The sequence below is a fragment of the Coprococcus sp. ART55/1 genome, from assembly GCF_000210595.1.
Classification (GTDB): domain Bacteria; phylum Bacillota; class Clostridia; order Lachnospirales; family Lachnospiraceae; genus Coprococcus; species Coprococcus aceti.
In genome coordinates, this window is the sequence record NC_021018.1 from 936,326 (window position 1) to 944,466 (window position 8,141).

At 45.9% G+C, this 8,141-nt stretch carries 11 protein-coding genes; all 11 read left to right on the plus strand.

The window, feature by feature from the left end; genetic code table 11:
- Positions 1–425 (plus strand): hypothetical protein (locus CCU_RS04385; protein WP_173796157.1); only part of this gene is annotated, 425 nt, incomplete at its 5' end.
- Positions 426–594: 169 nt separating this feature from the next.
- Positions 595–1,503, plus strand: a complete 909-nt coding sequence (locus CCU_RS04390; RefSeq protein WP_015533717.1) for a hypothetical protein — start codon at positions 595–597, stop codon at positions 1,501–1,503.
- A gap of 32 nt (positions 1,504–1,535) precedes the next feature.
- Positions 1,536–1,805, plus strand: a complete 270-nt coding sequence (locus CCU_RS04395; RefSeq protein ID WP_015533718.1) for a hypothetical protein — start codon at positions 1,536–1,538, stop codon at positions 1,803–1,805.
- Positions 1,806–1,991: 186 nt separating this feature from the next.
- A complete protein-coding gene (locus tag CCU_RS04400) occupies positions 1,992–2,171 on the plus strand; it encodes a sensor histidine kinase (RefSeq protein WP_208895985.1) in 180 nt (59 codons plus the stop codon).
- Between the two features lie 12 nt (positions 2,172–2,183).
- Positions 2,184–2,318 carry an ATP-binding protein gene (locus tag CCU_RS14910; protein ID WP_208896345.1) on the plus strand — a complete coding sequence of 45 codons (135 nt, stop codon included), beginning with the start codon at positions 2,184–2,186 and terminating at the stop codon, positions 2,316–2,318.
- 26 nt (positions 2,319–2,344) lie between these two features.
- Positions 2,345–2,695, plus strand: coding sequence for a hypothetical protein (locus CCU_RS04410; protein WP_208895986.1), 351 nt, complete (start codon positions 2,345–2,347; stop codon positions 2,693–2,695).
- Between the two features lie 312 nt (positions 2,696–3,007).
- Entirely contained in the window at positions 3,008–4,600 is a 1,593-nt protein-coding gene (locus CCU_RS04415; protein ID WP_208895987.1) for an AMP-binding protein, read from the plus strand.
- A 29-nt stretch (positions 4,601–4,629) separates the two neighbouring features.
- Positions 4,630–4,857: an acyl carrier protein gene (locus tag CCU_RS04420; RefSeq protein ID WP_015533721.1), complete on the plus strand. Its 228-nt coding sequence runs from the start codon at positions 4,630–4,632 to the stop codon at positions 4,855–4,857.
- Between the two features lie 69 nt (positions 4,858–4,926).
- Complete coding sequence (locus CCU_RS04425) at positions 4,927–6,516, plus strand: MBOAT family O-acyltransferase (RefSeq protein WP_015533722.1); 1,590 nt, start codon at positions 4,927–4,929, stop codon at positions 6,514–6,516.
- A gap of 13 nt (positions 6,517–6,529) precedes the next feature.
- Positions 6,530–7,546 carry a hypothetical protein gene (locus CCU_RS04430; RefSeq protein ID WP_015533723.1) on the plus strand — a complete coding sequence of 339 codons (1,017 nt, stop codon included), beginning with the start codon at positions 6,530–6,532 and terminating at the stop codon, positions 7,544–7,546.
- Positions 7,547–7,674: 128 nt separating this feature from the next.
- Entirely contained in the window at positions 7,675–7,908 is a 234-nt protein-coding gene (locus CCU_RS04435; RefSeq protein ID WP_156327902.1) for a hypothetical protein, read from the plus strand.
- Positions 7,909–8,141: the final 233 nt, after the last annotated feature.

An 8,141-nucleotide genomic window follows, 5' to 3' on the forward strand; every position in this document is an offset into this window, starting at 1 on the left:
ATATGAAAAAGGACCCCAGATTAGAAGTACACACTTCAGATTTGGGGTTCTCTTTTGGTGTGAGAGACGGATCAAAATCCATGATCGTAGGCATGAACAAGTCCGGTAAGTATGGCGCTGAGCTCAAGTTTTCTGTTAAGTCCATGGACGTAATGAAGGTCATGGTGAAGAGCGATTCCAAGAGCTCCAACGATGCACTCAAGGGCACGATGGCGCAGATAAAAGGTGAGGACTACACCGATCTGCAGGCGGATGCCCCCGATATCAAGGAGACAAATACGATAATGGAGAGTCTGGATGCGATAGAGAATCTTAAGGCGGATTTCACGGTATCGGATTACTACAGCGTGTATTATTATACTGAGAGACGGCATTTCTCAGCTTTTGCTGGGAGTGCCGTCTTTCTGAATATAAGCCGCAGTTAATTCAACAAAACACTTTCACAGAAAGTCAAATTCAGTTCGCAGAATATCAAATGTAATTGATATTCTGCGAACTGGAGGGTATAATATGCGGTATCTTTGGGGTAGATGCTTGCGGTATGTTGATGCAAGCATGTGTGTATTAAAAGCGAAATGACAGGGGGAAGGGTAGATGAGAAGATTAAAGTATGTTTTACAGAGTGCGATCGCCTGCTTTGTCGTGGCCGGGGCCATGCTGGTGCTGTTCTGGGGAGCAGGAATATACAATATATATCATGAGTCACATGGAAATATATCGGATCTGTCAGAGCTGTGGTCGTATATTTCGGAACAGGGATTGATGTTTCTGATCGGATTGCTGGCTTTTGTGTCGTTCCTAGTATCCGGATTTCAGGCGAAGAAGGCCAGCGAGGCGGATAGAGCAGCTAACGGTGGGAACGAGTATGATGGTGTAGGATATGGTGATGCTGATTATTCTGGCACGATAAATGCTGGTTGCGGATATACATATGATTCAATGGACACATCTATAAAGTTAGATGAAGGTTCAGGTATGGAAAATGATAGGAATGTATATGGAAAAAACGGTATGCCATATGCGGACATCTATGGGATGACTGGAGATGCACAATTAACCAATACATATTCATTGCAGTCAGGTGCCAGAAAGATAAGCTTTGACCTGCCTCAGAGGTATAGACTGATAGATGGCGATGACAGTGATCCGGCATTTGCGGGGTTTAATGAGGAGCTTAAGCCGGAACTTGTCTATTGTTCACTTCAGGAGGCTATCGATGATGAGACGGCTGAGGATTACGTGCTGGATGAGCTGGTGGAGGATGAAGCCTGCCCGGAGGAACTGCGGACAAGGGCATATCTGAAACATGAAGTGATAGAGGGAAGACTTTATTACTATTATATATTCAAGTATAAGAAGTCCAGAAAGCAGAGACAGAAGTTTGCGGCGGCATGTGACATAGGCGGCGGGCTGTTCTATACGATAGAGACGGAGTGGATATGGCGCAAGGAGGAATTGACGATGGAAGCACTCATAGACTTTTTGAAGATACGGGTAGAGTGATTTATGACATCTACAGAACATGAGGTGATAATATGTGGACAATAAAGAGAATAGATGAGGCCGACTTCGGCTGTGAGGAGAGGCTTCCGGGGGAGCCGCTTATGGTGCTGGTGAGTCTGGAGTGTGACGATGGAAGGATGCTTCAGCTTGAGGTGGCTGACAACTGGCTGACCATGCAGGAGCTTGACGAGGGCGATGAGTGGCCGGATGATCCGGACGAACCGGATGAAGAAGATGCGAAAAGCGCAAAGCAGGTGCAGTGGATGGAGAGTTATCTGGATGCTCTGGAGGAGCTGGAATAAGAGTGAAAATAATAAGAATATCGACAAAACCGCCATATCATAAGCGATATTGGCGGTTTTTGTGCGTCTGGAATTACTTTTTGCCATATACTTTAGGATAATATGTTGTTATAACGAAAAGAATGGTCGTGTGAATTTTGTCGATGTTTGGTTTGCAGGCAACTGCGTGTGGGAGAGAATTAATGTTTGGTTTCACTGGTAAATGACATCCTCGACATGTCCAGAATAGAAGCGGGCAAGATAGAGCTCGAGGACAAGCCGTTTGACATAAGGGTTCTCGCAGACGAATTGAGAAATATGTTCCAGGAGAGCGTTGAGGCCAAGAACCTCAGATTTGATGTTGAGCTTGTAGATTTTACTGATTAATTCAAGACAACGATCTTCAGGCCATTTGAGCAGGAGAATGCAGGCATAGCTAAAAATTATGGAGGAACAGGTCTTGGTATGGCCATCACAGATCAGATCGTGAGACTCATGGGCGGTGAGATCGTGATAGACAGTATGCCTGAATGATGTTCTGGCTGTCTGATAAAGGATTGATGCCGGTTGACCAGTATTCCACATATACAGAGGCCGATCCTGCACAGGCTGACAGGGGCAATTTTGTGACTGTGAAGAATGTCGGTGCCAGCAGAAAATACATATATACACCATATTCTGCGGATATTCCGGAGGGAATATTTGTCAATGTGAACGAGGATATGAACTACCTGTCGATGGGTTTGTTTGGTGCAAAGGACTATCAGTACAATGAATATTCCGGTGACAGAATGAACGGAAGCTCCGTCAGAGAAGCCACAATATACCTCTGGATATCCTGCTGGGTATCGTTCTCGTATGCGTACTGGCGGTTATGGTGGTTGAAGTCAGATACTTTGTGCGGAGACTAAGTGATGAGAAGAGGTATGACAGATATGTCCGTGGATGGACATGTCTGCCGCTGTTTTTTGTTTTACTTAAAGATATCTTAAAGATTCGCCTCATTGAACCTTAAAGGGATAGCGGCTATAATCAGCAGGTGTAGTGAGAAGCTGCAGTGCGGATTACGCTGATGGATTGAGGAAGTGTAACCATATTGTAATAACTCTTACATATAATTAAGTCTGTTGAATGTATATTAAGTTGAACTGGCAGAAAGGCTTGGCATATAATCTATTCGATTTTGGAAGAAAGAAAAAGGTGGTTAAACGAGGTGGTAAATATTGAAAAATATATTGGAATTTATAGAGAATTCGGCTTTAAAATATCCAGACAAGCTGGCAGTTGCAGATGAGGAAGGCGGACTCACATATGGTCAGATGGAGAGGCTTTCCAGACAGATCGGTGCATGGATATATGAGAAGACAGATGGCGTGAGGAATAAGCCTGTTGCCGTGTTGCTGGACAAAAAGCCTGGGAGTGTGGCTGCCTATATGGGAGTTGTCTACAGTGGCAATTTCTATGTGGTACTGGATGCGGAGATGCCGGCGTCCAGAGCCGAGTCGATACTCGGAACGCTGAATCCGGTTGCAGTCGTGACTGACATCGGGCATATGGAGAAGGCGCTGGAGCTTTACAGAAATGGCGTGGATGAAGATGGATGCCAGGGACAGGAAGGCGAGAACAAAGAGGTATTCAGGATATTAAATCTTGACGAGCTGGACACAAGTGCAGATCAGTCGGTGTTGGATGCGGTCAGAAGCAGGGCGATAGACACGGATCCCGTGTATGCGCTTTTCACATCGGGTTCGACCGGAGTTCCAAAGGGTGCTGTGGTATCACACAGGAATGTGATATCCTACACCTATTGGTACACGGAGGCATTTGGTATAGACGAGAGTACGATATTCGGAAGCCAGACACCGTTCTACTTCAGCATGTCGGTGTCAGATCTCTACAGCACTCTTAAAAATGGTGCCACGCTGTACATCATACCGAAGGCGTATTTCACCTTCCCTATGAAGCTGATGGAGTTCATGAATACATACAGGATCAACACGATATACTGGGTGCCATCGGCACTGCAGATCGTTGCAAATTACAAGCTGTTCCAGTACGCCCAGCTTCCCGAGCTGAAGAAGGTGCTGTTTGCCGGAGAGGTGATGCCGACAAAGCCGCTGAATTACTGGATACAGAATCTTCCGGATGCCATGTATGCAAATCTGTTCGGCCCAACAGAGACGACCGACATATGTACGTATTACGTGGTGGACAGAGTATTTGCCGATGACGAGCCGTTGCCGATGGGACATGCGTGCAACAACTGTGATGTGTTTGTTCTTGATGAGAACGGCAGGGAGGTGTCACCGGAGATCGATCCTGAGACGGGCTTCAGCCGTGAGGGTGAGCTCTATGCCAGAGGTTCATTTGTGGCGCTGGGCTACTTCGGAAATGCGGAGAAGACGAGAGAGGCATTTGTCCAGAATCCGCTGAATCCGAACTATCCAGAGCTGGTATACAAGACCGGTGATCTGGTGAAGTACAACAGATACGGCGAGCTGGTCTATGTGTGCCGTAAGGATTACCAGATCAAGCACATGGGTTACCGCATAGAGCTCGGCGAGATCGAGGCGGCAGCGGGAGCCATAGACGGTATCAGAAGCTATGCCTGCATATATGATGATGCGGCGGACAAGATCGTGTTCATCTACGAGGGCAGGAAGAAGGACGAGACGGAGCTGCTTAAGGCGTTTCAGGAGAGGGTCCCACACTACATGGAGCCGAACCGTTTTGTCAGGGTGACAAGCATGCCCCACAATGCAAATGGCAAGATAGACAGGAAGAGACTGAAGGCGGAATATGCGCAGCATGTGTGACAATTTTATTGATAAGGAGATAAGAGATTATGGAAGAATTATTAAAGATTTTAAACGAGGTTAAGCCGGGAGTTGATTATGAGAACGAGACAGATCTTATAGGACATGGCGTGCTGGATTCCATCACGATGGTTACGCTGGTGCTTCAGCTCAGCGATGAGTTTGACGTAGACATTTCTCCTGTTGATATCACACCGGAGAACTTCAAGACAGTCCAGACCATATACGATATGATCCAGAGACTTGAAGACGAGTAAGAGCAGATATAGATATTGGAAGATGGCGGGGACTGACTGCCGTCAAAAAATACTGGAGGAGTGAGAAATATGTCATATACGTCGATATCGTATCTGGTATTTATATTGCTCGGAGCGTTTATAGTGTACAATATAGTGCCACTGAAGCACAGATGGAAGGTGCTGCTGGCATTCAGCTATCTGTTTTATTTTATCAATTCAGGCAGATATATCATATTTATCCTGTTCGGGTCGTTGACCATATATGTGGGCGGCCTGCTGATAAACAAGATAGATGATGGCTGCAGCATGGCAAGGAAAGCTCTGCCAAAGGAAAACAAAAAGAGTACAAGGCACTTATCGGATGGCAGAAAAAGTAGCGTGTGCGTATGCGTGGTGCTTGTGAATGTAGGAATCCTGGTATTCCTGAAATATTCGGTATTCCTTGGACAGGTATTTACAGATGTGCTTGGACTCATACACATAAATGTAGAGAATCCGATGTATCAGAGGATGATGCCGCTTGGAATCTCGTTCTACACACTGTCTGCGGTGAGTTACATAGTGGACGTGTACAGAGGCAAATACAGGGCATCGGACAAGTTTGGCAAGGTTGCACTTTTCCTTGCATTTTTCCCGCACATTGTTGAGGGACCTATAGCCAGGTTCGATCTTGTTGGAGAGCAGATGTATGAGGGGCACAGGTTCAGTTATGAGAACATGACCATGGGACTCCAGCTTATACTGTGGGGCTTCTTCAAGAAGATAGTTATTGCAGATCGCGCAAATATGTATGTGAACCAGATATTTGACAATTACGCAAGCTACACAGGACTTCCGGTAGTAGTGGGAATGCTGCTCTACACATTACAGCTCTATGCGGAATTCTCAGGCTGTATGGATATAGTAAGGGGAAGTGCCCAGATGTTCGGAATAGGACTCTCAGAGAACTTCAATCAGCCGTTTATGTCAAAGACGGTCAGTGAGTTCTGGAGAAGGTGGCATATGACTCTCGGTGCATGGTTCAAGGACTATGTGTTCTATTCAGTTTCACTGTCCAAGCCATTTGTGAAGCTGAGTAAGAAGACCAGGGAACATATGAATACTTTCTTCGCGACATTTGTTCCTATGTCTATAGCGATGTTCATAGTGTGGTTTGGAACGGGTATTTGGCACGGCGCAAGCTGGAAGTACGTCATGTATGGTCTTTATTACTGGGCTATCATGGTAATCGGACTTCTCATGGAGCCTCTTTTCAAGAAGCTGTATGGGAAAATGAATGTTGACCGCCAGGGAAAGGTATACAGGCTGCTTCAGGTTGTCAGGACCTTCATTTTTGTGAATGTGGGAATGCTCATGTTCAGGGCTGATGATCTTACAGCATTTGGACACATGTTTGTGTCCATGTTCAGGGGATTTACATTTGCGGATCTGACAAATGGAACTTTGCTTGGAATGAAGCTTGACATGGCAGATTTTGCAGTGCTGGCAGTGGGCGCGCTCATTCTGTTCCTGGTTGGACTTTACAAGGAGAAGGGACACCAGATAAGAGCAGAGCTTGCAACGAAGAATATAGCCCTCAGATGGGCAGTTTACTATGTGCTGCTGTTTGGAGTGATCATACTCGGAGCATATGGCAAGGGCTATGAGGTGGCTGGATTTATATATGCACAGTTTTAGAGGTGATTTATCTATGAAGAAAAGTGGACGTAATATAATAAAATCCATAGCATTTGCCCTGGTGGCCGTGATGATCATGGGAGTGCTGGGAGCTGCGTTTACTCCGAAGCGGAGCGATCCGGGAAGCGGAATAACCAACTCGAATGCAAGGGGCTTCTATGGAGAACCGAAGAATTCGATAGACGTACTGGTGCTTGGAGACAGCAATGCCTACAGTGCATGTTCTCCGATGTATATATGGAACAAATATGGAATTCCAACATATGTGGCGGCTGAGGGATTCCAGAATGTGACCGGGGCATCCAACCTTCTGGATGAAGTGCTCACATGTCAGAAGCCAAAGCTGGTGGTGTTTGATGTGAATATGCTTTGGACAGGCAAGACGACATTGAAAAAGGTTGAGAACAACCTGAAGAATCTGGCATATAAGTATCTGCCTCTTGCACAGTACCACAACAGGTGGAAGAGCATGAGTGTTTCGGACATGTTCGGTGCCAGGGACTACACATACAGATCAGCCTCAAGAGGACAGTATCTCAGCATGGAGGTCAAGCCGTTTTCAGGCCAGAGCAAGATGGTGGAAACCAAGGCTGTTGAGGACATACCGGAGGTATCAAAGATACTGCTCGATAAGCTGATAGACAAGTGTGAGAAGAATGGAATCAAGATCATGTTCATGGAGACTCCGACGGCGAAGTCATGGAATTATGCAAGACACAATGCCATGGTTAAGTATGCTAAAGCCAAGAATATTGAATTTGTCGATATGAATACGCTCAAGGGCGATTATGCAATCGACTGGAGCACCGACACGAGGGATGGCGGAAGACATCTCAACTGTAAGGGTGCAGAGAAGGTAAGCGCCTATCTTGGAAAATATATTTCAGAGAATTATTCTTTTAAGGATAAGAGACATTCAGAAAAGTATGCGGATTGGAATAATGACTATCTGGATTATGTGAAGTATATGTCCGGAGAGACTGTGTCGCTGGAGGCACAGCAATCCGAGGGAACGGTATCTAACAACTAAATATAAAATATATAAGTGGACGGAGGATTGAATCCCCCGTCCACTTTATTTTTTATTTTACTGTAACTTTACATCTGGCAGATATATTGCCGGAAGTATATGTCTTTTTCTCAGTGCTGTTTGAAGGTGTGAAAGTTTATTTCTGCACGGCAAGGGACAAGGATTTTTACGCGCAGCTTATGCGTGATGGAAATGTTGCGGTGACGGGCATGAACAGAGAATATCAGATGATAAGGCTGAGCGGAAAGGCGCACAGGCTGGATGATCAGAAGCTGTGGATCGACAGGATATTTGCGGAGAATCCATCTATGAACAGTGTGTACCCGGATGACAGCAGATATGTGCTTGAGCCGTTCTATTGATACAGGATGAATACCTGACACAGGTAAATGATGAGAAAGGCATAGTAAACGCTGCAAACAGCGGTATGACTGGATGTTATGTGCCATGCCACAATTGTATCGATAACTGTATCCACGCTGCCCTGTCTGCGGAGGTTCTATGGACATGAACCTCCGCAAGGATGGTTATTTTGTCCAGGACAGCGCCTGGTATGAGGCAGAGCGGTGCTTCGGTGATTTTGTCTCCAGATCCC

Bases quoted from the DNA above. Each gene is read 5' to 3' on its own strand.
- CCU_RS04420 (WP_015533721.1), top strand. From the start codon at position 4,630: ATGGAAGAATTATTAAAGATTTTAAACGAGGTTAAGCCGGGAGTTGAT.
- CCU_RS04410 (WP_208895986.1), top strand. From the start codon at position 2,345: ATGCCGGTTGACCAGTATTCCACATATACAGAGGCCGATCCTGCACAG.
- CCU_RS04395 (WP_015533718.1), top strand. From the start codon at position 1,536: ATGTGGACAATAAAGAGAATAGATGAGGCCGACTTCGGCTGTGAGGAG.
- CCU_RS04430 (WP_015533723.1), top strand. From the start codon at position 6,530: ATGAAGAAAAGTGGACGTAATATAATAAAATCCATAGCATTTGCCCTG.
- CCU_RS04425 (WP_015533722.1), top strand. From the start codon at position 4,927: ATGTCATATACGTCGATATCGTATCTGGTATTTATATTGCTCGGAGCG.
- CCU_RS04390 (WP_015533717.1), top strand. From the start codon at position 595: ATGAGAAGATTAAAGTATGTTTTACAGAGTGCGATCGCCTGCTTTGTC.